Genomic DNA, 24,928 nt, shown 5'->3' with positions numbered 1-24,928 from the left:
CCATGGCGAAGGACAAGACCACTGTGAACCTGAAGAAGGGCGACACCGTCAAGGTGATCGCCGGCAAGGACAAGGGCGCCGAAGGCAAGATCATCAAGGTGCTCCGCGAGGAGCAGCGGGTGATCGTCGAGGGTGTCAACCGCATCAAGAAGCACACGAAGGTCGTCAACCAGGGCGGCCGCGCAGGCACGACCGGCGGCATCATCACGACCGAGGCCCCGATCCACGTCTCCAACGTGATGCTCGTCGAGGGTGACGGCGTCACCCGCATCGGCTTCCGCCGCGACGAGGTCACGAAGCGTCGTCCCGACGGCTCGACGTACCCCTCGACGCGCAGCGTGCGCATCTCGCGCAAGACCGGCAAGGACATCTGATGACGACTGAGACCCCCGAGGCCACCACGGCTCCGGCCGAGAAGGTCACTCCACGACTCAAGACCCGCTACCGCGAGGAGATCCTTCCCTCGCTCAAGTCGGAGTTCGAGATCGCCAACGTCATGCAGGTCCCCGGTCTGACCAAGATCGTGGTCAACATGGGTGTCGGCGAGGCTGCTCGTGACTCCAAGCTGATCGAGGGTGCCATCAAGGACCTCACCGCCATCACCGGCCAGAAGCCGTCGGTGACCAAGGCGCGCAAGTCCATCGCCCAGTTCAAGCTGCGCGAGGGCATGCCGATCGGCTGCCACGTCACCATGCGTGGTGACCGCATGTGGGAGTTCCTGGACCGTCTGCTGTCCGTGTCGCTTCCTCGTATCCGCGACTTCCGCGGCCTCTCGCCGAAGCAGTTCGACGGCAACGGCAACTACACCTTCGGCCTGACCGAGCAGGTCATGTTCCACGAGATCGACCAGGACAAGGTCGACCGCACGCGGGGCATGGACATCACGGTCGTCACCACCGCCACCAACGACGAGGAAGGCCGCGCGCTGCTCAAGCAGCTCGGCTTCCCCTTCAAGGAGAACTGACATGGCAAAGACCGCGCTCAAGGTCAAGGCTGCTCGCAAGCCGAAGTTCGCGGTGCGCGGCTACACCCGCTGCCAGCGCTGCGGGCGTCCCAAGGCCGTCTACCGCAAGTTCGGCCTCTGCCGTATCTGCCTGCGCGAGATGGCCCACCGGGGCGAGCTGCCCGGCGTCACCAAGTCCTCCTGGTAACACTCACCACAACCGCTGAAGGTCGCGCCCACGAGATGGACGCGAAACCACAGACAGAAAGGGCCACCCGGCCATGACGATGACTGACCCGATCGCAGACATGCTGACTCGTCTGCGTAACGCCAACCAGGCGTACCACGATGCGGTGACCATGCCGTACAGCAAGCTCAAGCAGGGCGTTGCCGAGATCCTCCAGCAGCAGGGCTACATCACGTCGTTCGACGTGAGGGAGCCCGCCGAGGGGGAGGTCGGCCGCACGCTGACCATCACTCTGAAGTACGGCCGCAACCGCGAGCGTTCGATCGCAGGTGTTCGCCGCATCAGCAAGCCCGGTCTCCGGGTCTACGCCAAGCACACGGGTCTCCCGAAGGTGCTCGGCGGCTTGGGCGTCGCGATCATCTCGACGAGCCAGGGCCTGCTGACCGACCGCCAGGCAAACCAGAAGGGCGTGGGTGGGGAAGTCCTCGCCTACGTCTGGTAACCCCGAGACCGAGAAGGAGAACACCAACATGTCGCGCATTGGCAAGCTCCCCATCCCGGTCCCGTCCGGGGTCGATGTGGCCATCGATGCCGCTCACGTGACCGTCAAGGGCCCCAAGGGCACCCTGTCGCACACCGTCGCGGCGCCGATCACCATCGAGCGCAACGACGACGTCCTGGACGTCAAGCGTCCCGACGACGAGCGTCAGAGCCGGGCCCTGCACGGCCTCACCCGCACCCTCATCAGCAACATGGTGGTCGGTGTGACCGAGGGTTACGAGAAGAAGCTCGAGATCGTGGGCGTGGGTTACCGCGTCCTGTCCAAGGGCCCGACCCAGCTGGAGTTCCAGCTCGGTTACTCCCACACGATCGTGTTCGACGCGCCCGAAGGCATCACGTTCAACGTGGAGAGCCAGACCAAGCTGGGCGTCGCCGGCATCGACAAGCAGCTCGTCGGAGAGGTTGCGGCCAACATCCGCAAGCTCCGCAAGCCCGAGCCCTACAAGGGCAAGGGTGTCCGTTATGCCGGCGAGCAGGTCCGCCGCAAGGTCGGAAAGGCCGGTAAGTGACATGGCGATCTCGCTGAAGCAGAACAAGCACACAGCTGCTCGAACCAAGTCGCGTCTGCGTCGCCAGGTCCGTGGCCGCAAGCGCATCTCCGGGACCACCGAGCGTCCGCGCCTGGTCGTCACCCGCTCGACGAAGCACATCACCGTCCAGGTGGTCGACGACCTGGTGGGCAAGACGCTCGCCTACGCCTCGACCATGGAGGGCGACCTGCGCTCCTTCGACGGGGACAAGACTGCCAAGGCCAAGAAGGTGGGCGAGCTCGTTGCCGAGCGCGCCAAGGCTGCCGGTGTCGACGGCGTGGTCTTCGACCGCGCCGGCAACAAGTACCACGGCCGCATCGCGGCCCTAGCTGATGGCGCCCGCGAGGGCGGCCTCACCTTCTGATCGCCATGGACAAGCAAGAGAAGAGGAAAGACTCATGAGCGGAGCCCAGCGCGGACAGCGCAGTGGCGAGCGCCAGTCGGGGGGCCGTGGTCGCGACGATCGTCGTGGTCAGGCCGCCGACAAGACCGCCTACATCGAGCGCGTCGTTGCGATCAACCGAGTTGCCAAGGTCGTGAAGGGTGGTCGTCGCTTCAGCTTCACCGCCCTCGTGATCGTCGGTGACGGTGAGGGCATGGTCGGCGTCGGTTACGGCAAGGCCAAGGAAGTCCCGGCAGCGATCGCCAAGGGTGTCGAGGAGGCGAAGAAGGCATTCTTCCGCGTCCCTCGCATCCAGGGCACGATCCCGCACCCGGTCCAGGGCGAGAAGGCGGCTGGCGTCGTCTTCCTGCGTCCCGCGGCCCCCGGCACCGGCGTCATCGCCGGTGGTCCGGTGCGTGCGGTGCTCGAGTGCGCCGGAATCCACGACGTCCTCAGCAAGTCGCTGGGCTCGTCCAACCAGATCAACATCGTCCACGCGACGGTCGAGGCCCTGCGCATGCTCGAGGAGCCCGAGGCAGTTGCTGCCCGTCGTGGCCTCCGGGTCGAGGACGTCGCTCCGGCGGCGCTCCTCCGTGCCAAGGCCCTGGGCATCGCCGAGGCTGCTGACGCTGCGGCGGTGAGGTCCTGATGGCACAGCTGAAGGTCAAGCAACTGAAGGGCACGGTCGGCTGCAAGGCCAACCAGCGCAACACCTTGCGCTCGCTGGGCCTGAAGCGGATCGGCGACGTTGTCATCAAGGAGGACCGCCCGGAGATCCGGGGCATGGTCCACACCGTCCGTCACCTCGTGGCGGTCGAGCGCATCGACGGAGGGGAGTGAAGCCATGACGCTCAAGCTTCATCACCTGCGCCCGGCTCCCGGAGCCAAGACCGCCAAGACCCGTGTTGGTCGTGGTGAGGGCTCCAAGGGAAAGACATCCGGTCGCGGCACCAAGGGCACCAAGGCCCGTTACCAGGTTCCGGTCGCCTTCGAAGGTGGCCAGATGCCGATCCACATGCGGCTCCCGAAGCTCAAGGGCTTCCGGAACCCGTTCAAGGTGGAGTTCCAGGTCGTCAACCTCGACCGCATCAGCGAGCTGTTCCCCGAGGGTGGCGCTGTCACCGTCGAGGAGCTCGTGGCCCGCGGAGCGGTCCGCAAGGGCCAGCTGGTCAAGGTCCTCGGGCAGGGCGACATCTCGGTCAAGGTCGAGGTGAGCGTCAACGCGTTCTCCGGTTCGGCCAAGGACAAGATCGAGGCCGCCGGCGGTTCCGCCACGCTGGTCTGACCAGCACACGCACGGTCAGGGGCGCTGCCCCCACTCCTCACGGGGAGTTGGGGCCGCGCCCCTCGTGCGCCCTGTGATCGCCCGAACACTGCCTGTTAGGCTTCCACGGGCCCTTGTCCACGGCTGTGGACTCGCTTGTCCTGACCAGGGCCCGTTACTTGCTTGGAGAAAGAGGATCTCGTGCTCAGCGCGTTCGTGAACGCTTTCCGGACTCCCGACCTGCGGCGCAAGCTGCTGTTCGTCCTGCTGGTCATTGTGATCTTCCGGGCGGGGTCCCAGATTCCAGCCCCGGGCGTCAACGTCGCCAACGTCCAGAGCTGTCTCAGCAACGACGCCAACAACGAGGGCGTCTACAACCTGATCAACCTGTTCTCCGGCGGTGCGCTGCTACAGCTCACCATCTTCGCGCTGGGGATCATGCCCTACATCACCGCCAGCATCATCCTTCAGCTGCTCGTCGTGGTCATCCCGCGGCTCGAAGCGCTGAAGAAGGAGGGCCAGTCCGGGCAGACCAAGATCACCCAATACACCCGCTACCTGACGCTCGGCCTCGCGCTGCTCCAGGCGACCGGCATCGTGGCGCTGGCCCGCTCGGGCAACCTCCTCCAGGGCTGCACCGAGCCGCTCCTGCACAGCCAGAGCACCTCGACCTTCCTCGTCATGGTCATGACCATGACCGCCGGCACGGCCGTCATCATGTGGCTCGGTGAGCTCATCACCGACCGCGGCGTCGGCAACGGCATGTCGATCCTGATCTTCACGCAGGTCGTCGCGACGTTCCCGGCGGCTCTCTGGGACGTCCAGAAGAGCCAGGGCTGGTGGATCTTCTCCATCGTCATCGCCGTCGGCCTCGTCGTCGTCGCGGCGGTCATCTTCATCGAGCAGGCGCAACGCCGGATCCCGGTCCAGTACGCCCGCCGCATGGTGGGTCGCAAGATGTTCGGCGGGAGCTCGACCTACATCCCCTTGAAGGTCAACCAGGCCGGCATCATCCCGGTCATCTTCGCCTCATCGCTGCTCTACCTCCCGGCCATGGCGGTGCAGTTCAACCAGAACAGCCCGTCGCCGTGGGTCGACTTCATCTCGAAGTACTTCGTCTCCGGCGGGCACCCGGTCTACATGGCGACGTTCTTCGCCCTCATCGTCTTCTTCACCTACTTCTACGTGTCGATCACCTTCAACCCCCAGGAGGTGGCCGACAACATGAAGAAGTACGGCGGCTTCATCCCGGGGATCCGGGCCGGCAAGCCGACCGAGGACTACCTGTCCTACGTCCTCTCGCGGATCACCTTCCCGGGTGCGCTCTACCTCGGCCTGATCTCGCTGATCCCGCTCATCGCGCTGGTCCTCATCGACGCCAACCAGAACTTCCCGTTCGGTGGCACCTCGATCCTGATCATGGTCGGCGTCGCGCTGGACACCGTGAAGCAGATCGAGAGCCAGCTCCAGCAGCGCAACTACGAGGGCTTCCTGCGCTGACGGTTCCCTGCGTGGGACCGGGCGCCGACGCGTCCAGGGCCATGCGAGACTGTGCTCACCAGCCACGACAAGGAGACTCCCTCGCACATGCGCCTCATCATGATGGGCCCGCCCGGAGCCGGGAAGGGCACGCAGGCGAAGTTCATCGCCGGGCACTTCAAGATCCCCGCAATCTCGACCGGCGACATCTTCCGGGCCAACGTCTCCCGGGGCAGCGAGCTCGGCGTGGAGGCCAAGCGCTTCATGGACGCCGGTGACTACGTCCCCGACGAGGTCACCAATGCGATGGTGCGCAACCGCATCGACGAGAGTGACGCGGTCTCGGGCTTCCTCCTCGACGGTTACCCCCGCACCGTTGCGCAGGTCGAGGAGCTCGACGGGATGATCACGTTCACCGGACACAAGCTCGACGCCGTCGTGGTGCTCACGGTCGATGAGGAGGAGATCGTGCAGCGGCTGCTCCAACGCGCGCAGACCGAGGGGCGAGCCGACGACACCGAGGACGTCATCCGCCGTCGCCAGGAGGTCTACGCCGAGCAGACCGAGCCGTTGATCGAGGTCTACCGCAACCGCGGGCTCCTCGTCGAGGTCGATGGGATGGGCGAGGTCGCCGACGTGACCATGCGCATCTTCGAAGCTCTCGACGAAGTGCCCGAAAGCTGACCGCGCGGAGCTGACAGCGGCGATGGGACTCCTCGACCGTGGGATCCAGATCAAGACTCCCGAGCAGATCGGGTTGATGCGTCGCGCCGGTCTGCTGGTGGGGGAGACGCTCGAGCTGCTGCGCTCCAGCGTGCGTGCCGGCATGACGACCGGCGAGCTCGACGCCATCGCTGAGGACAACATCCGCTCGGCCGGCGGGGTGCCGTCGTTCAAGGGCTACCACGGGTTCACCGGGACGATCTGTTCCTCTGTCAACGACGAGGTCGTCCACGGCATGCCGGGCAGTCGGGTGCTCGCCGACGGCGATGTGGTCTCGATCGACTGCGGCGCGATCGTCGACGGCTGGCACGGCGACGCTGCCATCACCGTCGCGCTCGGCGAGGTTCACGGCGACGTACGGCATCTGATGACGGTGACCGAGGAGGCCATGTGGCGCGGCATCGCCGCTGCCCGCCTCGGGGGCCGCGTCACGGACATCTCCTTCGCCGTGGAGCAGCACGTGCGTTCCCGGGGCAGCTTCGGCATCCTCGAGGACTACACCGGGCACGGCATCGGCACCGAGATGCACCAGCCTCCCAACGTGCCCAACTACGGCCGGGCCGGTCGCGGCCCGAAGCTGGTCGAGGGCCTGGCCCTGGCGGTCGAGCCGATGATCACGCTGGGCAGCAAGGAGACGGTCGTCCTTGAGGACGACTGGACGGTCGTCACCGAGGACGGCTCCTGGGCAGCCCACTTCGAGCACACCTTCACCCTCACCCCGCAGGGAGCCTGGGTGCTCACCGCGCTCGACGGGGGAGAGGCCGCCCTGCGGGAGCTGGGCGTCCCGTACGGCGGACGCTGACGGCTCTCAATTCCCTTCCCCCCTTGCGTGCGTGGAAGGATGTCGGTCGCAGGGGGGAGTATTCCTTTCGCTGCGGTCTCGTCAGCACGATCGTCGCCATGCGCCGGTCCGGGGCCGTGGGTCGTCCCAGGGCGGCGGAAGAGACCTCTGGAGCCCTGACGTCCCCTCATCTCATCGGAGTTCCCTGTGGAAGTTTCGACCCTCGAATGGGCCATCACGATCGGTGTCACGGTCGCCGTGCTGCTCTTCGACGTCGTGGTCATCGCCCGTGACCCGCACGAGCCGACGATGCGTGAGTGCGCCATTGCGCTCTCCGTCTACATCAGCGCGGCGGTCGTGTTCGGCGTCTGGGTGTGGTTGTTCCACGGGCACGACTACGGCATCGAGTTCTTCGCCGGTTGGTTGACCGAGTACAGCCTCTCGATCGACAACCTCTTCGTCTTCATCATCTTGATGGCCGCCCTGAAGGTGCCGCGGCAGTACCAGCAGGAAGCGTTGATGGTCGGCATCATCCTGGCCCTCATCTTCCGCGCGATCTTCATCGCGCTGGGCTACCAGCTGATCGAGAACTTCTCTTTCGTCTTCTACATCTTCGGCGCGTTCCTGGTCTACACGGCCTACACCCTCGTCAAGAGCTACCGCTCCCACGACGAGGAACATCCCGAGGACAACGCGGTCGTGAAGTTCGCCCAGTCCCACATGAACGTCGGCGAGGAGTTCCGGGGCCTCAAGCTCTGGTACAAGGAGAACGGCGCTCGCGTCGTCTCGCCGATGCTGATCGTCGTCATCGCCCTGGGCACGACCGACATCCTCTTCGCGCTGGACTCGATCCCCGCGATCTTCGGGATCACCCAGGAGCCCTACCTGGTTTTCACGGCCAACGTGTTCGCCCTCATGGGTCTTCGGCAGCTCTACTTCCTGCTCGGTGGCCTGCTCAAGCGTCTGGTCTACCTCTCGCTGGGCCTCTCGTTCATCCTTGCCTTCATCGGCGTCAAGCTCGTCCTGCACGCGCTCCACGAGAACGAGCTGGGCTTCATCAACGGTGGCGAGAACGTCCCCGTGCCGGAGATCACCTCCCTGGTCAGCCTGGGCGTCATCATCGTGACCCTCATCCTCACCGCGGTGCTGAGCCTGCAGAAGGACAAGCGCGACCGGGAGAGGGCGGCGGCCTGACCGTCCGGTGAGTCGGGGGCTGCGGCGACTCAGTCGACGCAGTCCTCGGCCCACGGGGACGCATAGCTGCCCCGGATCAGGCGCACCTGGAGGCAGGTCCGCCCCGACGAGGCGACCGCCAGCGTCGTGTCCGACGTGCGGCGGCTCTCGCCGGTGTCGGTGCGCTTCCACTCCCAGGTGTCCCCGGCCTGTCCGGCATCGGGTGACCGCCAGGTGAAGGTGACCCGGTCCTCGGACCGGGCGCCCGTGACCGTCGGCGCCCGGGTGGGGGCCTCGGGCGCGACGCCCAACGGGGTGGAGGACGTGGTCGGCCGGGTGATGGGCTCCTCCGCGTCGTTGCCGCCGGCCAGGTTGACCGCGAGCAGCACACCGACGACGGCGAGCACCGCGGTTCCGGCGACGGCCCACACGACGCTGGAGCGTCGGGTCGGGCCCGCTTCCGTCGCCGGCCCGGTCTCGATGCTGGCCCCGCGGGGACCCGACGACGAGATGACCGTCATCGGCCTGACGTGGGTCGTGTCAGGGTCGTCGGAAACCGGGGGCAAGACGCCGGGGGCCGGACGGTCGCCCTCGACGGCGATCGGCGTGCGGGCATAGCCCGCCTCCGTCTCGATCCGTTGCAGGGCCCGGGCCAGCTCCAGGGCCGACTGCGGGCGGTGCTCGGGCTGCTTGGCCAGGCACTGCTGGAGCAGTCGTTCGAGCGAGGCGGGGACGTCCGGACGTCGGGTCAACGGCGGCGGGGCGTGCAGGATGCGGGCGCTCAATCCCCGGGGCGAGTTGTCCCCGCCCGGGATCGCGAAGGGCGACCGCCCGGTCAGCAGGTTCCAGATGGTGGCACCCAGCGAGTAGACGTCGGAGGTGACCGAGCCGTTGGAGCGACCGTCGAGCAGCTCGGGCGGGGACCACGGGAAGGAGATCCGGACCTCGCTCTCGCCCGCGATGTCCGCGACGCGACCGGCGATGCCGAAGTCGCTGAGCGCCGGCTCGGAGTAGGTCGTGACCAGCACGTTGCTGGGCTTGATGTCGCGGTGGATGATCCCCGAGCGGTGGGCGGTCTCGACGGCGCTCGCCAGCTTGACCGCGGTGGAGATCGTGTCGGCGACCTGCATCGGCGCGGTCCGCACCCGCACGCCGAGGTCGGGCGGCGGGCAGTAGCGCATGACGAGGTAGGGACGTCCGCCCGAGCTCGCCTCGGTGACCCCCGCCGTGATCACGCTGACGATGTAGGGGTGGTCGGACAGCTGCGCCATCGCGTTGGCCTCGGCGGTGAACAGCGACTTCTCACGGTCGGTCAGTGGGACGTCGGACCGCACCACCTTGACGGCGACGCGCTGCCGCGGCCACTCCTGCTCGTAGAGGTAGACGTCGGCGAACCCACCCCGACCTAGGTGCTCGAGGTAGGTGTAGCCGGGGATCTGAGGACCGCTCACGGGGTGCCTCCGGGGTCGGTGGTCGTCTCGTAGAGGATCTCGTAGCTGTCGGCGAGGTCGAGCACCTGCCCCGGCTCCCACACGTAGGTCTCGTGCGCGCGGATCCGCTCGGGCGTCCGCCCGGGCACCCGCAGCGTGGTGCCGCCGCGGGAGCCGAGGTCGGTGGCGAGCACCAGCCAGCCGTCGAGCTCGAGCTTGAGGTGCGTCCTCGAGACGTACGACGAGCCCTGGGGCAGGCGCACCAGGTGCGGCCAGGCGGTGCTCTCCGCATCAGCGGTGGGCCGGCGACCGAACACCACGCCCCGGTCCAGGGGCACGGTGTCGCCGTGGGGCAGGCGGACCAGGCCGAGCTGGGGTCGGGGGAGCCGTTGTGGCTCCTGGGGCGGCACCGCAGCGCCGCACACCCGACAGGTCGGGGTGAAGGCGGCGGTCACGTGGCCGACCGGGCAGCGGACCGCGAGCACCGTCTCGTGGGTGTGCTGGTGGAGGTGGTGCCCGGCGGGATCGCCGGGTGGACCGGTGGGCGGGCCCGTCGGTGGGCCTGTCGGTGGGCCGGTCGGCGCAGGGCCGGCGGGCCGGAACGTGGTGTGCCCGTCGTGGTCGGCGTTCCCGGGGTCTGCGGCGGGTTCGCGGCGCACGGTGTGCTGCTCCGATGGGGGTGCGGCCGGGGCGGCCGTTGCGACGGGTCGCGGTGCGGGCTCGGGGACTCGGCCGGCGAGGATCTCGGCCGGGATGCCGTCGATGAGGCCGGGCACGGGGGGAGCAGCCGGGACAGCCGGGGCAGCCTGGACCACGGACACCGGCGAGCCGACTGCGGGGAGCAGGTCGGCCGCGTCGGCCGGCACCACGCCCGACACCAGCCGCAGGCTCCCGGCGGCATGTCCTGCTCGCAGCGCGAGCGAGCGGACACCGTCGGCTGAGGTCACCCGGGCAGCACCTCGGCTCACGACACCGGGGCTCCCGGGCGTCGCGTCCACCATCGCGAACGAGGCGTCGTCGCCCAGGGTCTCGAGCAGCACCTCGGTGACCCGTTCGAGCGCCGGGGCGGGCGCGGTGAGCAGGTCCCACAGCCGGTCGACGAGCGCGGGGGTCGACGAAGCGTCGACCAGCAGCCACCGCTGCCCGGCGGCCAGGAGCAGACCTGTGCCCGGCGCATACCGCACCTCCACCGCTGTGGCCCCTTTCCCGAGTCGACCCCATTGTCGCGAATCAGGAACGGTGTCGGTCAGCAGGCGGCAAATAGTGCCCCGGTGAGGCACCATCTAGGGTGAAAGTTCTTGGGGAATCTTCATGGGGAGAAAACGATCGTGCCGCTCTCGGGGACGATCCGGCGACACCGGATCGCCATCGCCTCCAACCTCGCGCTGCTCATGGTGGTCGCCGGGGTGGTCGCGGCTGCCGTGCAGGCCGACGGCTATCGCACGCACGAGGCGCAGCTCAACGACGGCGGCATCTGGGTCACCAACTCCCGCGACGGGTTCTACGGCCGTGTCAACAAGCCGATCGGACAGATCGACGGGGCGCTCTTCGCCGAGCTCGACGCCCAGCTCGACATCGTCCAGGACGGCGCCTCCGTCGTGGCGGTCAACATCTCGTCGGGCGCGCTCGCGGCGATCGACCCGGCCAGCGTGGAGCACCCCGACGGCGACGGCGCCACGATCCCGGGCGGCGCCCAGGTGCAGCTGGCCGGCGGGACGATCGCCGTCCTCGACCCGGCAACCGGCTCGCTGTGGGCCGAGCTGGCCGACGCCGACCTCGGCGTGCCCGTGGTGGGCAACCTCGACTCCCAGGCTCCACCGCTCGCCACGACCGGCGTCGACGGCGCGCTGACGGTCACCGAGGACGGTGAGATCGTCACCGTCTCGGCCGAGGACGACACCGTCACCCGCATCGCGCAGACCGACGCCGGCTTCGCCAAGCCCCGCACGAGCGACCTGCCCGGCGCCGTCGAGGCGTCGGTGACCGTCACCGCCGTGGGCGACACCCCGGTCGTGCTCGACACCCAGTCCGGCTCCCTGACCGTCATCGGCGGCGCGGGGACCGACGTACCGGTCGGGTCGGTGCTGCAGCAGCCCGGCCCCGACGCCTCGTCGGTGCTGGTGGCGACCTCCGACCGGCTGCTCGCGATCGACCTGGAGTCGGGCGAGGAGACCACGCTGGCCGACGGCGTCGGCGGACGGCCGACCGCCCCGGTGCGCCTCGGGGCCTGCCACTACGGCGCGTGGTCGGGCGGGGTGGGCGCAGTCGCCACCGTCTGCGGCGACGAGGAGCCGGTGGTCAACCCGCTCGGCACCGACTCCAGCGACCTGGTCTTCCGCGTCAACCGCGGCGAGATCCTGCTCAACGACCGCTCGTCGGGCGCGGTGTGGAACATCGACTCCGACGAGCCGACCCGGCTCGACAACTGGGACGCCTTCAAGAACAAGGTGAAGGACGACGACGAGAACGAGGAGAACGAGGAGGAGGCCGAGGGTGACCGGCGTCCGCCCGAGGCCAAGCCCGACGACCTCGGCGCCCGGCTGGGCCGCACGACCGTCCTGCACCCACTCGACAACGACACCGCCCCCGAGGGGCGTCTGCTCTCGATCCGCTCCGTGCAGGACATCACCGGCTCCGATTCGGACGTGACGATCAGCCCCGACGGTCAGACGGTGCAGGTCACGATGCCGGACCAGGCGGGCGTGACGACCTTCGACTACTACATCGACGACGGTCGCCAGGACGTCGCCGCGCACGCCACGGTCACCGTGCGGCCGCGCGGCCCACAGGTCGACGGTGCGCCCCAGCTGCGCGAGGGCTTCGAACCGCGGGTGTGGAACGTGCCTGCCGGCGGCACGCTCGACGTGCCGGTGCTGCCCGACTGGCGCGACAAGTCCGACGGCGACCCGCTGTCGGTGTCGGCGGCCAAGGCCGAGGGGGGCGAGCGCAGCGGCGCCACGGCCCGGGTGACGTCCGGTGGGCGGATCCGCTTCACCGCCCCGATCAAGGCGGGTGTCGTGACGGTTGCCTACGACGTCACCGATGACATCGGCGACCCCGTCACCGACGAGCTGACGTTCCAGGTGCAGGGCATCAAGGACCGCCAGGCCTTCCCGGCGGTCGCTGAGCCCGACGTGATCGCCGGCGAGGCCGGCAAGCCGATCACCATCCGCCCGTTGGGCAACGACCTCCCGGGCTCCGACCCGGTGACGCCCGACGCGGTGCTCGAGCTCGCCGGCAAGGTGGCCGCGACCAGCGGCGCCGACGTCCGCACCGACCTCGTCGGGGGCACGATCACCTTCCGCTCCGCGCAGCCCCAGACCTACTTCCTCGACTACGACGCCAAGTACGGCAACGCCCCCTTCGCCCGCGGGCGCATCCGGGTCGACGTGCGGGCCGCCGAGAAGCCGCCCCAGGCGCCGGTCGCGATGCCGGACAGCATCACCGTCTACGGCCAGGCCGCGACCCTGGTCGACGTGCTCGCCAACGACGTCGACCCCACCGGCGGTCTGCTCGTCGTCCAGTCCGGGGAGGCCGAGACCGACAACCAGCTCGACGTCGCCGTGGTCGAGGGTCGGTGGCTGAGGCTCTCCGCCCGCCAGGGCACCCTGGCGCCGCGCACCCAGCTGGTCCGCTACCGCATCAGCAACGGCACCCGGTCGGGCATCGAGGGCGAGGTCGTCGTCACGCAGCGCCCTGCTCCCCAGGACAACTCGCCGGTCACGGAGGTCGACCGGGTGATCGTGCGCGAGGGCACGGGTGCGTCGATCCCGGTCCTGGACAACGACTTCAGCCCCGCCGGCGACGAGCTCAGCCTGGTCGGCGACGTGGCCGGAGAGACCGCCGGCTCGCTCACGGTGCTGCCTCCTGGTGACGACGACGTGCCGACCGGCTCGGCGTACGTCGCCGGGCGGTTCCTGCGCTACGTCGCCCCGCGCGGGATCGACGACGCGCAGACCTTCACGGTGCGCTACCTGGCGACCAACACGGCGGGGGAGACCGCGCCCGGCAAGGCAGAGATCACCGTGGTCCCCGGCAGCCGCGCCAACCAGCCTCCCGAGCCGCCGGCGCTCGAGGGACGCGCGGTCTCGGGTGACGCCATCACCTTGAAGGTCCCCGGCGCGGGCGTCGACCCCGATGGCGACCCCGTGACCCTCACCGGCATCTCGAGCGCCCCCGCGCTGGGCCGGCTGGTCTCCTACGGCGCCAACTCGCTGCGATACCAGGCCTACCCCGGCAGCGTCGGCACCGACGAGTTCACCTACACCGTCACCGACCCCCAGGGCGCCGAGGCGACCGGCACCGTGCGGATCGCGATCGTGCAGCCGGCGACCCCCCAGCCGCCGCTGGCCGTCGCCGACACGATCACGGTCGAGCCCGGCCGCGTCGCCACCGTCGACGTGCTCGCCAACGACCTGGTCGCCGACGGCGACCGCGTCACGGTCGAGCTGCTCGACGCCCCGGCCGGCGTCAGCCTCGAGAGCCCCCAGGGCCCTGTCGTGCTCGAGGCCCCCACCGACGGGTCCGGCCGCAACGTCGAGGTGGTCTACCGCCTCGGCAACGGTCTCGCCGCTTCGCAGGCGACGGTCACGCTGCGCACCAGCGAGCCCTTCAACAACCCGCCGGTGGTCTTCGACGCGTTCGGTGAGTCCGGTGACAGCGACGGCGACGGCGACGGCGTCGTCGTCGACGTCCTCGACACCGCCTACGACCCCGACGGCCCGGCCTCGGCCCTGCGCGTCACCGAGGTCGTCGCGCCGTCGGGGATCGCGGCCTCGGCCGAGGGCGGCACGATCACCGTCGACCGCGCCGAGCAGCCGATCGTCGTGCCGTTCCGCGTCCGAGACGGCGACGGCGGCGTGGCCACCGGCTCGCTCTTCGTGCCGGCCCTGCGCGCCGACGCGCCCTATGTCGACGCCGGGGCCCTGATCGAGCTCGCCTCGGGCGACACCGACTCCTTCGACCCCAACGACTACGTCGTCAACCCGGCCGGCGGCCCGGTCCAGCTGACCCTCAAGAACCGCATCTGGTCCTCGCCCAGCGCCAACCTGGTCGCTGGCGTCACCGGAGACCGCGCCTTCGAGCTCACCGCCGCCGAGTCGTACGTCGGTCCCGGCGCCGTGGTCCTCGAGGTCACCACGGGCACCTCGGTCGACGACCCCGACGGCATCCGCGCGGTGCTGTCGGTGCCGGTCCAGGTGGGGGGCGAGACCCCGATCCTGCGCTGCCCCGACGAGGCGGTGCGCATTGCCCAGGGCCAGTCGCTCGACCTCGACATCGCCTCGCTGTGCCACGTGTGGACGCCCGACCCCGACGACGCGGGTGGGCTCGACTTCGACGCCGACTGGGAGACCTCCAGCGACGGGCTCGCGATCATCACCCCGAGCGGCCCGGCGATCGAGGTCGCCGCCGAGTCGACCGCCGAGCCCGGCAGCCGCGGCACCCTGCTCGTGACCACCGGCGACAGCAGGCCCGGGCGCCTCCAGCTGCTCGTGGCCAAGTCGCCGCCGCCCTCGCTCACCCCGATCCGGGTCGACGACATGCGCGCCGGGGAGACCCGGACCATCGACCTCGCGGCCTACCTGCGCCCCGGCGTCAGCAACCCCGAGCCCACCGTCGTCGAAGCCACCCAGATCACCGGTCTCGACGTCGACATCACCGCCGAGGGCTCCCGGGTCACGCTGACCACGGGGGAGCGCGTCGACGGGCAGGCGCAGTTCCGGGTCGTCATGAGCGACGTGGCGGGCGACCCCGGACCGGAGCGGCTGGTCGAGGGCCGCATCTCCCTCGACGTCCTCGACGTGCCCGACACCCCGACGGCGCCGGTGCCCGGACGCACCGTGCGTGACGAGGAGGTCGCCCTGTCCTGGCGCGCACCCGACGCGAACGGTGCCCCGGTCGACCGCTACGAGGTCCGCAGCGCGCGAGGCGGTGCCACGCAGCAGTGCGGCACCACCACCTGCGAGATCCGCGGCCTCACCAACGGCACGGCGTACTCCTTCCAGGTGCGCGCGCACAACCGCGTCGGTTGGTCGGAGTGGAGCACCGGGTCGGCCCAGGCGACGCCGGACCGCAAGCCCGGCCTGGTCGGGCCGATCAGGCTGGTGCGCGAGGGTGACCGGGTGCTGGTGATCGCGTGGACCCCGCCGACCACCCAGACCTCCGACATCCGGCGCTACCTCGTCTCGTGGCCCGGTGGGTCCAAGAGCTCGACGCGGCCCAACATCACGATCACCGGTCTCGACAACAACGTGGAATACACGTTCTCGGTGGCCGCGGAGAACGCTCTCGACATCGGGCCGGCCCGACGCTCCGCAGCCTTCCAGTCGGTCGGCACCCCCGGCGCGCCCGCGGCGCCTACGATCACCGACCAGCGCACGCCGGGTGACAGCGGCGCGGTGACGCTCACCTGGCCAGATGTCGACCCCAACGGACCCGACCCGGTGCGCTACACCGTGCTGCGCGACCAGAAGGCGCTGCCCAACTGCACCGACATCGTCGCGACCCGTTGCGACAACGCCGGCATGGTCTACGACGGGCGGACCTACTCCTACGCCGTGCGAGCGACCAACAAGAATGGCAAGGGCCGCACCGCGACCGGGCCGGCAGCGCCGTGGAGCGCCGTCGGCCAGCCGGCGGAGTGGGGCGACTTCACCCTGCGACCCACGGGCAGCGACAACACCGGCATCGTGCAGTTCACCGTGCCGGCCTCGCGGGGAGCGCAGTCCGACGTGACCATCTACTCCGACGGGGCGGTGGTGGACCAGCTCAGCGCCACGGGGCCCCAGGAGCGGCAGATCCTGGTGGGTTCCAACGACCACCCCTACACGATCGAGCTCGAGGTCTGCAACGAGGCGGGCGCCTGCTCGCGATCGACCGGCAAGCCGCTGCAGACCTACGGTCCGCTGACCCGTGAGGACGTCCTGCGGATGGAGCCGATCGTCAACGGCAGGAAAGTGTCGTGGGAGATCACCGTCGACGCCGACGGCGACCCGGCCGCGATGAGCGTCGACAGCGACAAGCGCAGCAAGGAGACGTTCACCCTCGACGGGGTCGACGTCCACACCTTCCGCACCGCCGCGGTCGACATCGGCAACAGCGCCAACGAGCAGCTGACGGTCACGCTCACCGACTCCAGCCCCAAGCGCGGCCCCGGCTCGCGCCAGGCCAGGAGCCCGACGACCGAGGACGCGCCCAAGCCGTCGATCGCCATCCAGCGCGGCGACCGGTGCAACGACGGCACCGACGACCCGTCGTGCAACACCGGCGGCACGGGCACCGACTGCCTGCACCCCTCCTGCGGGAAGATCCTCTTCACCAGCGAGAACTGGGACTACAACCCGATGAACTGCACCTTCTACGACAGCGTGGACGGCGCCTACGCCACGCGCCCCATCGCGACCAACCGCATCGTGCAGCCCGGCCCCTACTTCGGCTACCCCGACCGCAGTGTCTGGGTGGTCTGCGACGGCGTCGAGTCCAACCACTACAACTGGCCCAACTCCTGAGGACCCCTGTGACGATCACCCACGACCAGGCCGCCTGGTTCAAGCAGACCTTCGACCAGCTCACCGACAACATGGAGAAGGCCGTCCTCGGCAAGCGCCACGTCGTACGGCTGGCGCTGACCTGCCTGCTGTCCGAGGGCCACCTGCTGCTCGAGGACGTCCCCGGAACGGGCAAGACGATGCTCGCGCGGGCGCTGGCCAACACCGTCCAGGGCAGCCACGCCCGGATCCAGTTCACCCCCGACCTACTGCCCTCCGACGTCACTGGCGTCACCGTCTACGACCAGCACAAGGGCACCTTCGAGTTCCACCCCGGACCGATCTTCCACACCATCGTCCTGGCCGACGAGATCAACCGCGCCTCGCCGAAGACCCAGTCGGCGCTGCTCGAGGTCATGGAGGAGGGCCGGGTCACCGTCGACGGCCGACCCCACGAGGTCGGCCGCCCGTTCATGGTCATCGCCACGCAGAACCCGATCGAGCAGGCCGGCACCTACCGGCTGCCCGAGGCCCAGCTCGACCGGTTCCTGATGAAGAGCTCGGTCGGCTACCCCGACAAGGCCGCGACGATCGAGCTGCTCGTCAACGCCAAGGTGCGGGACCGGGCGGCGCTCGTCACCCCCGTCATCACGTCAGCCACGATCGCCCAGATGAGCGGCCTGGCCGACGAGGTCTACGTCGACCCGGCGGTCATCGGCTACGTCGCGGAGATCGCCGAGGAGTCGAGGCGCCAGCCCCACGTCAAGCTCGGCCTTTCCGCGCGCGGCTGCCTGGCCTTCATCCGGGTCGCCAAGACCTGGGCGGCCGCCGACGGCAGGGACCACGTCGTGCCCGACGACGTCAAGGATCTCGCCGTCCCGGTGCTGTGCCACCGGCTGCTGCTCGACGCCGAGGCCCAGTTCAGCGGGGTCTCGATCGACACCGTCATCACCCGCCTGCTCGACTCCGTCGCCCCGCCGACCGACCGGGTGGCGTGAGCGTCGGATGAGGGTGAAGCAGCGCTGGGACGAGGTCCGGGGGGTGGTCAAGCCCCTCGGGTGGCTGGTGCTCGCCCTCGGGGTGCTCGCCCTCGCCGCTGGCGCGACGGCCGGTTGGCGTGAGCTCACCGTCATCGGCGTGGCGTGCCTGCTGCTGCTCGGGGTGTCCCTGCCGTTCTTGGTCGGGCGCACGCGCGTGCGGGTCGACCTGGTGCTCGAGCCGGCGCGGGTCGCTGCCGGGGCGACGGTGGCCGCGAGCATCGACGTCACCAACCTCGCGGCCGGCCGGATGCTGCCGACGGTCTTCGACCTGCCGGTCGGCGACGCCGTCCACCGCTACGGCATCCCCGCCCTCGCGGCCGGCGCCACCCACCAGGAGACCTTCACCGTCCGCACCGAGCGACGCGGCGTCATCGGCGTAGGCCCGGCGACCACCCGCCGCGGCGACCCGCTCGGCCTGGTCTCGCGCGACACCGAGTGGACCGACCTGCAGGAGATCCTGGTCCGCCCGGCGATGATCCCGCTCGACGCGCTCGGAGCCGGTCTGCTCCGCGACCTCGAGGGCGTCGAGACCGAGTCGATCTCGCAGAGCGACCTGGCCTTCCACACCCTGCGCGAGTACGTCGCCGGCGACGACCTGCGCCACGTCCACTGGCGGTCCTCGGCCAAGGTGATGGCCTCGGGCGGCGTGAGCCAGCTCCTCGTGCGGCAATACCTCGACACCCGCCGCAGCCACGCGACGATCGTGGTCGACGACCAGCCGTCCAGCTGGGCGCCGGGGGAGCGCGGCGCCGACGAGTTCGAGACCGCGATGTCGGCGACCGCCTCGATCATCGTGCGTGCGGTGCTCGACGACTTCGAGGCATCCTTCGTCTGTGGCCACCACGCGTCCTCGGGCGTCGACGGCCACCTCGCGCTCGATGCCGTGTGTCGCGCCGTGACGGGCCGGGTCGGGCTGATCCCGGCCGCCCGCAGGGCCGCCGACATCGCCCACGACACCAGCCTGCTCTTCCTCGTCACCGGTGGCGCGGCGCCCTTCGAGGACGTCCTGCGCGCCTCGGCCGCGTTCCCGCCCGAGGTCCGGCGCATCGCGATCGTCGTCGAGGCCACCGCGACCGCCACGGTCACCGAGACCGGCGGGCTCACGGTGCTGCGCGTCGGGACCTTGGAGGACCTGCCCGGGTTGCTCCACTGGAGCGCGCGATGAACCGTCTCCTCCCCACCCGTGCCCACCTGGTCGACGCCGTGCTGCTGACCGCCACGTGCGCCGCGGCGCTGGCCGGGCTGGGCACGACCTTCACCGGGATCGGCTTCCTCGTGGTCGGCCTCCTCGGGGTTCTCCTCGCGATCACGATCGCCCACGTCACCTCGAGCCTCGGCTGGCCGACCGTCTCGGCGGTCGTCCTGACCATCGTCGTCTTCGTCCTGGTGGGTGGCCCGCTGGCGCTGCGGTCGCCGCCGGGTCCCGGCACGGTCGCCGAGCTGGGCGACCAGGTGCTCTTCGGGTGGAAGGACCTGCTCACCACGCTGCCGCCCGTCGACGGCGACGGCCCGCTGCTCGTGCTGCCCTGGCTGCTCGGCCTGGTCGCGGGTCTCCTCGGGACCCTCACGGCCCGGCTCCGCTCGGGGCCGGCCTGGCTCCGCTCGATGCTGCCCCTCGTGGCACCCATCGCGCTGCTGGTCGCGGTCATCCTGCTCGGCGTACGACGTCCGTCGTCGCTGTGGCTCCAGGGCGTCGTCCTGGCGGTGCTGGCGCTGGGATGGCTCGTCGTGCGCATGCAGCGCAGCACGGGACCGGTCCGCGGCGGCGCCGGACGTGCCCGTCGGGTGCTCGTCGGCTCGGCGATGCTCGGTCTGGCCGGTGCCGCGGCCCTGCCGGTCACCACCTGGGTCGCGGGCGCCGACGACGAGCGGGTGGTCCTGCGCACCTACGTCCAGCCGCCGTTCGACATCGGCCAGTACCCCTCGCCGCTCTCCTCCTTCCGTCGCTACGTCGCCATGCCCGAGCCCGACGCGGTCAACCTGCACGACGTCACCCTGATGACCATCGACGGGGCGCCCGAGGGGTCGCGGGTGCGGATCGCGACGCTCGACGACTACGACGGGGTGGTGTGGGGCGCCGCTGAGGACACCGTCCCGGGCAGCACCCTCGACACCTTCCAGCGGGTCTCCTCGACGATCGACAACCCCGTCGACGGCGAGCGCGCCGACGTCACGGTGACCCTGGGCGAGGGCTACTCCGGCGTGTGGCTGCCCACCGTCGGGTCGCTCCAGTCGATGCACTTCGACGAAGGCGCCTCGGACGACGCCGTGCAGGACATGGCCGAGTCGTTCCGCTACAACCTCGCCACCTCGACCGGGGTCGTGCCCTCCGGCCTCGCCCCCGGCGACGTCTACCACTTCACCGCCGTCCGGCCCGCCGAGGAGGTCGGTGAGACCTCGGCCCCCAGCGGCGACCTGACCGACGCGGCCCTCGCGGCCGGCTTCCTGCACACGCAGGCCGTGCAGTGGACCGCCGGCGCCTCGGAGCTGATGGAGCGGGTGTTCGCGGCCGCCGAGCACCTCAAGAGCGAGGGCAAGTACTCCGACGGCGTCTTGTCGAGCGAGAAGATCTACCACGCCGGCCACTACGTGCGGCGGCTGTCGGAGGAGTTCGTCAACGCCCCGATCATGGTCGGCAACGACGAGCAGTACGCCGCGGTGATGGCGCTGGTCGCCAACAAGATCGGCGTCCCCGCGCGGGTCGTCCTCGGCGCGGTCGTCCCCGACGACGGCGTCGTCGAAGGCAAGGATGTCCAGGCCTGGGTCGAGCTGCGCGTCGCCGACGGCTCCTGGCGGGTGCTGCCGACCGAGTCGTTCATGGACACCGACCGCCCTGCGGAGCAACCGCCGATCGCCGAGCAGGAGATGAGCGGCACCGTCGTGCCACCCCCCGCCCCGATCCCGCCGCCGTCCACCCTGGCCGAGCAGAACGACGCCGAGCTCAACGCGCGCAAGGGCGACCGCGAGGAGGACGCCGGTGGCGGGTTCCCCGCGTGGCTGCGCGCCGTCCTGCTCTACGTCGGGTTGCCGCTGGTGGCGGTCGTCCTCGTGCTGTCGTCGGTCGTGCTCGCCAAGGCACTGCGTCGACGCCGGCGTCGCTCGGCCGAGCGGGTCACGGCCCGCATCGTCGGTGGCTGGCGCGAGCTGGTCGACCACGCCCGCGACCTGGGGCAGCCGGTCCCGGTGGGCGCCGGCTGGACGCGGCGCGAGCAGTCCTTCCGCGTCTCCTCCCCGCAGGCGCCCGGGCTCGCCGCGCTCGCCGACCGCCACGTGTTCGGCCCCAGCCAGCCCCTTGAGGGCGTTGCGTCGTCGTACTGGCAGGAGGTGGACGCGGAGCGCCGCCGGATGTCGCAGGGCGTCACCCGCCGTCGCCGGGTCCGCGCGGCCCTCAGCCTGCGCACCTGGTGGAAGTGACGTCGTCACTTCCAGGGGGAGTTCTCGCTGACCCTCGAACTTCCGTCACGCGCGAGGTCGGAATTCCGGACGCCGACCCGGCGTTGTGAAGCTGATGTCTTCCTCCGCGCCCGCCCTGTCCGTCCTCGACCTCGTGCCCGTCCGCAGCGACCAGTCGACCAGCGACGCGCTTGCCGCGATGCTGGACCTGGCCCGGGCCGCCGACGACCTCGGCTACCGCCGCTTCTGGGTCGCCGAGCACCACAACATGGCGGCCATCGCGTCGACCAACCCGCCGGTGCTGATCGCGATGATCGCCGCCGCGACCCAGCGGATCCGGGTGGGCTCCGGTGGCGTGATGCTGCCCAACCACGCGCCGTTGGTGATTGCCGAGCAGTTCGCCCTGCTCGAGGCGGCCTACCCTGACCGCGTCGACCTCGGCATCGGCCGCGCGCCGGGCACCGATCCGGTGACCAGCTGGGCGCTGCGGCACGGCGCCGGTGGCGTGAGTGACGAGGCCGTCAGCCGCTTCCCGGAGTACGTCGAGAACGTGCTGGCGATGATGGAGCCGACCGGGGTCGGCCTGGCGCTCCAGGGCCGCCAGCACCTGCTGCGCGCCACGCCCGAGGCCCGGTCGGTGCCGCAGATCTGGCTGCTCGGCTCATCCGACTACTCGGCCCGTCTCGCTGCCGAGAAGGGGCTGCCCTATGTCTTCGCCCACCACTTCTCCGGTCAGGGCACCGCGGAGGCGCTCGAGCTCTACCGCTCGCAGTTCCGCCCCTCGCCCGAGCTGGCCGAGCCGCGGACCTTCCTGACCGTCAACGCCGCGGTGGCCGAGACGACCGAGGAGGCCGAGCGGCTCGCGTTGCCGCAGCTGCTGCAGATGGTCGCCCTGCGCACGGGTCAGCCGCTGACTGCCCAGCTCACCGTCGAGGAGGCGCTCGCCGCGGAGGTGCCGGAGGCGCACCGGGGGATGATCGACGCGATGCGCACCCGGTGGGTGATCGGCGACGCCGAGCAGGGGCGCGCGCAGCTCGCCGACCTCGCGTCGTCGTACGGCGTCGACGAGGTGATGGTCAACCCGGTGGCCGGCGCGACCGCGGGCACGGCGACCGACGCGTCACCTGCGCGCATCGAAACGCTGCGCCTGCTTGCTGCGTGAGGGGCCGCGGGGGCCGTTCGCCTGCCCGATTCGTGTTTCCCAGCCGATATCTCGTAAACTGGCGTGTCGGCCCAACGTGGGTCTGTTCCGTGGTGCCTCGCGGCTGCCCGGATCGCCTCTGATCGTCTCCTCGGAGCAGGTCAGGTGCGTCCGGAAAGAGGTGCCCTGAGCGGCCTAACGAGGTCCACCGGTCACCTGACCGGAGGTTCCCGGGCCACCGGTAGACACCCGTTTCAACAGATTGTGGAGGACATGCCGAAGAAAGAAGGCGTGATCGAGCTCGAGGGCACCATCACGGAGGCCCTGCCCAATGCGATGTTCCGTGTGGAGCTGAGCAATGGACACAAGGTGCTCGCCCACATCAGCGGCAAGATGCGCCAGCACTACATCCGGATCCTCCCCGAGGACCGCGTGGTGGTGGAGCTGTCGCCCTACGACCTCACCCGGGGTCGCATCGTCTACCGCTACAAGTAAGCAGCCGACTAGCCAGAAAGGGTCGACTCATGAAGGTCAGCCCGAGCGTCAAGAAGATCTGTGACAAGTGCAAGACGATCCGTCGTCACGGCGTTGTCATGGTCATCTGCGAGAACCCGCGTCACAAGCAGCGCCAGGGCTGAGTCCCTGCCTCGCACGCACCACCACAACTGAACACCCACTCAACGTGATCGCTAGGTCTGGGTCTCTCACGAGCACAGTCCGAAACCACCTCCGGAGCAGAAGGCCGGAGCCTGGTCACCACCAGGACGCGTCACGCAGGAAACCTCTGTGAACCACCGAAGAGCCAAGCTCTTCAAGAAAGGGCCATCACATGGCACGCCTTGTTGGTGTCGACCTCCCGCGCGACAAGCGCATCGAGATCGCACTCACCTACATCTACGGCATCGGCCGTACCCGCTCGCAGCAGCTGCTGGCCGCAACCGGGGTCAACCCCGACCTGCGCGTCCACCAGCTGGGCGACGAAGAGCTGGTCAAGCTCCGCGACGAGATCGAAGCCAACTTCAAGATCGAGGGTGACCTCCGTCGCGAGGTCCAGGCAGACATCCGCCGCAAGATCGAGATCGGCAGCTACCAGGGTCGCCGCCACCGTCAGGGCCTCCCGGTCCGCGGTCAGCGCACCAAGACCAACGCTCGCACCCGCAAGGGCCCGAAGCGCACGGTTGCCGGCAAGAAGAAGGCCAAGTGACCGATCGCGTTCGCGCGACGCACTGCCTTCCTAACTCACAGACCAGCTAACACAGGAGAACCGTATGCCTCCCAAGGCACGCGCGGCCGGCGCCAAGAAGGTCCGCCGCAAGGAGAAGAAGAACATCGCTCAGGGCGAAGCCCACATCAAGAGCACGTTCAACAACACCATCGTCACCATCACCGACCCCACCGGGGCGGTCATCTCGTGGGCCTCTGCCGGCACCGTCGGCTTCAAGGGCTCGCGCAAGTCCACGCCCTACGCCGCGCAGATGGCTGCGGAGGCCGCTGGCCGTCGCGCCATGGACCACGGCATGAAGAAGATCGACGTCTTCGTCAAGGGCCCCGGCTCCGGCCGCGAGACCGCGATCCGATCGCTCGGTGCGATCGGCCTCGAGGTCGGCACCATCCAGGACGTCACCCCCACCCCCCACAACGGATGCCGCCCGCCCAAGCGCCGGCGCGTCTGACCCGAGACAGAACAGGAGACTGACCCATGGCTCGTTATACCGGACCCATGACCAGGAAGTCGCGCCGTCTCGGTGTCGACCTCGTCGGCGGAGACGCAGCGTTCGAGAAGCGTCCCTACCCTCCCGGCCAGCACGGCCGCGCCCGCATCAAGGAGGGCGAGTACCGCTCCCAGCTGCAGGAGAAGCAGAAGGCTCGCTTCACCTACGGCGTGATGGAGAAGCAGTTCCTGAACTACTACAAGGAGGCCTCGCGTCGCACCGGCAAGACCGGTGACAACCTCCTGCAGCTGCTCGAGTGCCGTCTCGACAACGTGGTCTACCGCGCCGGCTTCGCCCGCACGCGTCGCCACGCGCGTCAGCTCGTCAACCACGGTCACTTCCAGGTCAACGGCCGCAAGGTCGACATCCCGTCCTTCCAGGTCTCGGCCTACGACGTGATCGACGTGCGCGAGAAGTCACTCGAGATGACCCCGTTCATCGTGGCTCGCGAGACCTTCGGCGAGCGGATCGTCCCGGCGTGGCTCGAGGCCCTGCCGAACCGCATGCGGGTCCTGGTCCACCAGGTCCCCATCCGCGGGCAGATCGACATGCCGATCCAGGAGCAGCTGATCGTCGAGTTCTACTCCAAGAAGTAGCCGGTCGGGGGCCTCGCCCCCGACTACCCCCACCGGGGGCCTCGGCCCCCGGTGGACCTTCCTTTTCACCGTCGTAGTTCGGATCCGTCAAATAGCGGGTGGGTCC

At 69.7% G+C, this 24,928-nt stretch carries 25 protein-coding genes; 23 read left to right on the top strand and 2 right to left on the bottom strand.

Going from position 1 to position 24,928, the window contains the following annotated elements:
- Positions 1-2 precede the first annotated feature (2 nt).
- The 13 genes from rplX to BM204_RS01050 all read left to right on the top strand — a co-directional run bounded on the left by rplX (position 3) and on the right by BM204_RS01050 (position 8,044).
- On the top strand, positions 3-374 hold the full coding sequence (gene rplX, locus BM204_RS01110; RefSeq protein ID WP_091109705.1) for a 50S ribosomal protein L24: 372 nt from the start codon (positions 3-5) through the stop codon (positions 372-374).
- Positions 374-964, top strand: coding sequence for a 50S ribosomal protein L5 (rplE, locus tag BM204_RS01105; protein WP_091109703.1), 591 nt, complete (start codon positions 374-376; stop codon positions 962-964). The genes rplX and rplE overlap by 1 nt, the downstream gene beginning before the upstream one ends.
- Before the next feature lies 1 nt (position 965).
- Positions 966-1,151, top strand: a complete 186-nt coding sequence (locus BM204_RS01100) for a type Z 30S ribosomal protein S14 (protein ID WP_011757321.1) — start codon at positions 966-968, stop codon at positions 1,149-1,151.
- Positions 1,152-1,224: 73 nt separating this feature from the next.
- Positions 1,225-1,632: a 30S ribosomal protein S8 gene (gene rpsH, locus BM204_RS01095; protein WP_091109702.1), complete on the top strand. Its 408-nt coding sequence runs from the start codon at positions 1,225-1,227 to the stop codon at positions 1,630-1,632.
- A gap of 28 nt (positions 1,633-1,660) precedes the next feature.
- Complete coding sequence (gene rplF, locus BM204_RS01090) at positions 1,661-2,200, top strand: 50S ribosomal protein L6 (RefSeq protein WP_091109700.1); 540 nt, start codon at positions 1,661-1,663, stop codon at positions 2,198-2,200.
- A 1-nt stretch (position 2,201) separates the two neighbouring features.
- On the top strand, positions 2,202-2,585 hold the full coding sequence (rplR, locus tag BM204_RS01085) for a 50S ribosomal protein L18 (protein ID WP_091109698.1): 384 nt from the start codon (positions 2,202-2,204) through the stop codon (positions 2,583-2,585).
- 34 nt (positions 2,586-2,619) lie between these two features.
- A complete protein-coding gene (gene rpsE / locus BM204_RS01080) occupies positions 2,620-3,252 on the top strand; it encodes a 30S ribosomal protein S5 (RefSeq protein WP_091109697.1) in 633 nt (210 codons plus the stop codon).
- Positions 3,252-3,443, top strand: a complete 192-nt coding sequence (gene rpmD, locus BM204_RS01075; RefSeq protein ID WP_091109695.1) for a 50S ribosomal protein L30 — start codon at positions 3,252-3,254, stop codon at positions 3,441-3,443. The genes rpsE and rpmD overlap by 1 nt, the downstream gene beginning before the upstream one ends.
- Positions 3,444-3,447: 4 nt before the next feature.
- Positions 3,448-3,888, top strand: coding sequence for a 50S ribosomal protein L15 (gene rplO / locus BM204_RS01070; protein WP_091109693.1), 441 nt, complete (start codon positions 3,448-3,450; stop codon positions 3,886-3,888).
- Positions 3,889-4,068: 180 nt separating this feature from the next.
- Positions 4,069-5,367 (top strand): preprotein translocase subunit SecY, encoded by a 1,299-nt coding sequence (gene secY, locus BM204_RS01065; protein WP_091109691.1) that lies wholly within the window; start codon positions 4,069-4,071, stop codon positions 5,365-5,367.
- An 87-nt stretch (positions 5,368-5,454) separates the two neighbouring features.
- The gene (locus tag BM204_RS01060) at positions 5,455-6,030 is read left to right on the top strand and encodes an adenylate kinase (RefSeq protein WP_091109689.1); all 576 of its coding nucleotides are present in this window, start codon (positions 5,455-5,457) and stop codon (positions 6,028-6,030) included.
- A 22-nt stretch (positions 6,031-6,052) separates the two neighbouring features.
- Positions 6,053-6,871 carry a type I methionyl aminopeptidase gene (map, locus tag BM204_RS01055; RefSeq protein WP_091109687.1) on the top strand — a complete coding sequence of 273 codons (819 nt, stop codon included), beginning with the start codon at positions 6,053-6,055 and terminating at the stop codon, positions 6,869-6,871.
- 186 nt (positions 6,872-7,057) lie between these two features.
- Positions 7,058-8,044 (top strand): TerC family protein, encoded by a 987-nt coding sequence (locus BM204_RS01050; RefSeq protein ID WP_091109686.1) that lies wholly within the window; start codon positions 7,058-7,060, stop codon positions 8,042-8,044.
- Positions 8,045-8,073: 29 nt separating this feature from the next.
- Here the strand turns inward: BM204_RS01050 and BM204_RS01045 are convergent, their stop codons facing one another.
- Together BM204_RS01045 and BM204_RS01040 are read right to left on the bottom strand one after the other, a co-directional pair.
- A complete protein-coding gene (locus BM204_RS01045; RefSeq protein ID WP_170259046.1) occupies positions 8,074-9,474 on the bottom strand; it encodes a serine/threonine-protein kinase in 1,401 nt (466 codons plus the stop codon).
- A complete protein-coding gene (locus BM204_RS01040; protein WP_091109683.1) occupies positions 9,471-10,643 on the bottom strand; it encodes an FHA domain-containing protein in 1,173 nt (390 codons plus the stop codon). The genes BM204_RS01045 and BM204_RS01040 overlap by 4 nt, the downstream gene beginning before the upstream one ends.
- 138 nt (positions 10,644-10,781) lie before the next feature.
- Here BM204_RS01040 and BM204_RS22465 point away from each other — a divergent pair, with 138 nt between their 5' ends.
- From BM204_RS22465 to rpsD, 10 genes are all read left to right on the top strand, one after another.
- Positions 10,782-16,961, top strand: a complete 6,180-nt coding sequence (locus BM204_RS22465) for an Ig-like domain-containing protein (RefSeq protein WP_091109681.1) — start codon at positions 10,782-10,784, stop codon at positions 16,959-16,961.
- Positions 16,962-16,969: 8 nt separating this feature from the next.
- A complete protein-coding gene (locus tag BM204_RS01030) occupies positions 16,970-17,938 on the top strand; it encodes an AAA family ATPase (RefSeq protein WP_091109679.1) in 969 nt (322 codons plus the stop codon).
- A gap of 7 nt (positions 17,939-17,945) precedes the next feature.
- Positions 17,946-19,145 (top strand): DUF58 domain-containing protein, encoded by a 1,200-nt coding sequence (locus tag BM204_RS01025; protein ID WP_091109678.1) that lies wholly within the window; start codon positions 17,946-17,948, stop codon positions 19,143-19,145.
- Positions 19,142-21,394 (top strand): transglutaminase-like domain-containing protein, encoded by a 2,253-nt coding sequence (locus BM204_RS01020; RefSeq protein ID WP_091109676.1) that lies wholly within the window; start codon positions 19,142-19,144, stop codon positions 21,392-21,394. Before BM204_RS01025 ends, BM204_RS01020 begins: the two co-directional genes overlap by 4 nt.
- A 94-nt stretch (positions 21,395-21,488) precedes the next feature.
- Entirely contained in the window at positions 21,489-22,535 is a 1,047-nt protein-coding gene (locus tag BM204_RS01015) for an LLM class flavin-dependent oxidoreductase (protein ID WP_091110028.1), read from the top strand.
- A 252-nt stretch (positions 22,536-22,787) separates the two neighbouring features.
- Complete coding sequence (gene infA, locus BM204_RS01010; protein ID WP_026145687.1) at positions 22,788-23,009, top strand: translation initiation factor IF-1; 222 nt, start codon at positions 22,788-22,790, stop codon at positions 23,007-23,009.
- 29 nt (positions 23,010-23,038) lie between these two features.
- A complete protein-coding gene (gene rpmJ / locus BM204_RS01005; protein ID WP_091109674.1) occupies positions 23,039-23,152 on the top strand; it encodes a 50S ribosomal protein L36 in 114 nt (37 codons plus the stop codon).
- A 191-nt stretch (positions 23,153-23,343) separates the two neighbouring features.
- Positions 23,344-23,718 carry a 30S ribosomal protein S13 gene (gene rpsM, locus BM204_RS01000; protein ID WP_091109673.1) on the top strand — a complete coding sequence of 125 codons (375 nt, stop codon included), beginning with the start codon at positions 23,344-23,346 and terminating at the stop codon, positions 23,716-23,718.
- Between the two features lie 64 nt (positions 23,719-23,782).
- The gene (gene rpsK / locus BM204_RS00995) at positions 23,783-24,187 is read left to right on the top strand and encodes a 30S ribosomal protein S11 (protein WP_091025736.1); all 405 of its coding nucleotides are present in this window, start codon (positions 23,783-23,785) and stop codon (positions 24,185-24,187) included.
- Between the two features lie 26 nt (positions 24,188-24,213).
- Positions 24,214-24,822: a 30S ribosomal protein S4 gene (gene rpsD / locus BM204_RS00990; RefSeq protein WP_091109671.1), complete on the top strand. Its 609-nt coding sequence runs from the start codon at positions 24,214-24,216 to the stop codon at positions 24,820-24,822.
- The last annotated feature ends 106 nt before the right edge of the window (positions 24,823-24,928 follow it).

Origin of the sequence: Nocardioides psychrotolerans (assembly GCF_900113685.1) — a bacterium.
GTDB classification, from domain to species: Bacteria; Actinomycetota; Actinomycetes; order Propionibacteriales; family Nocardioidaceae; genus Nocardioides; species Nocardioides psychrotolerans.
This window is presented reverse-complemented; position numbering and strand designations above follow the sequence as displayed.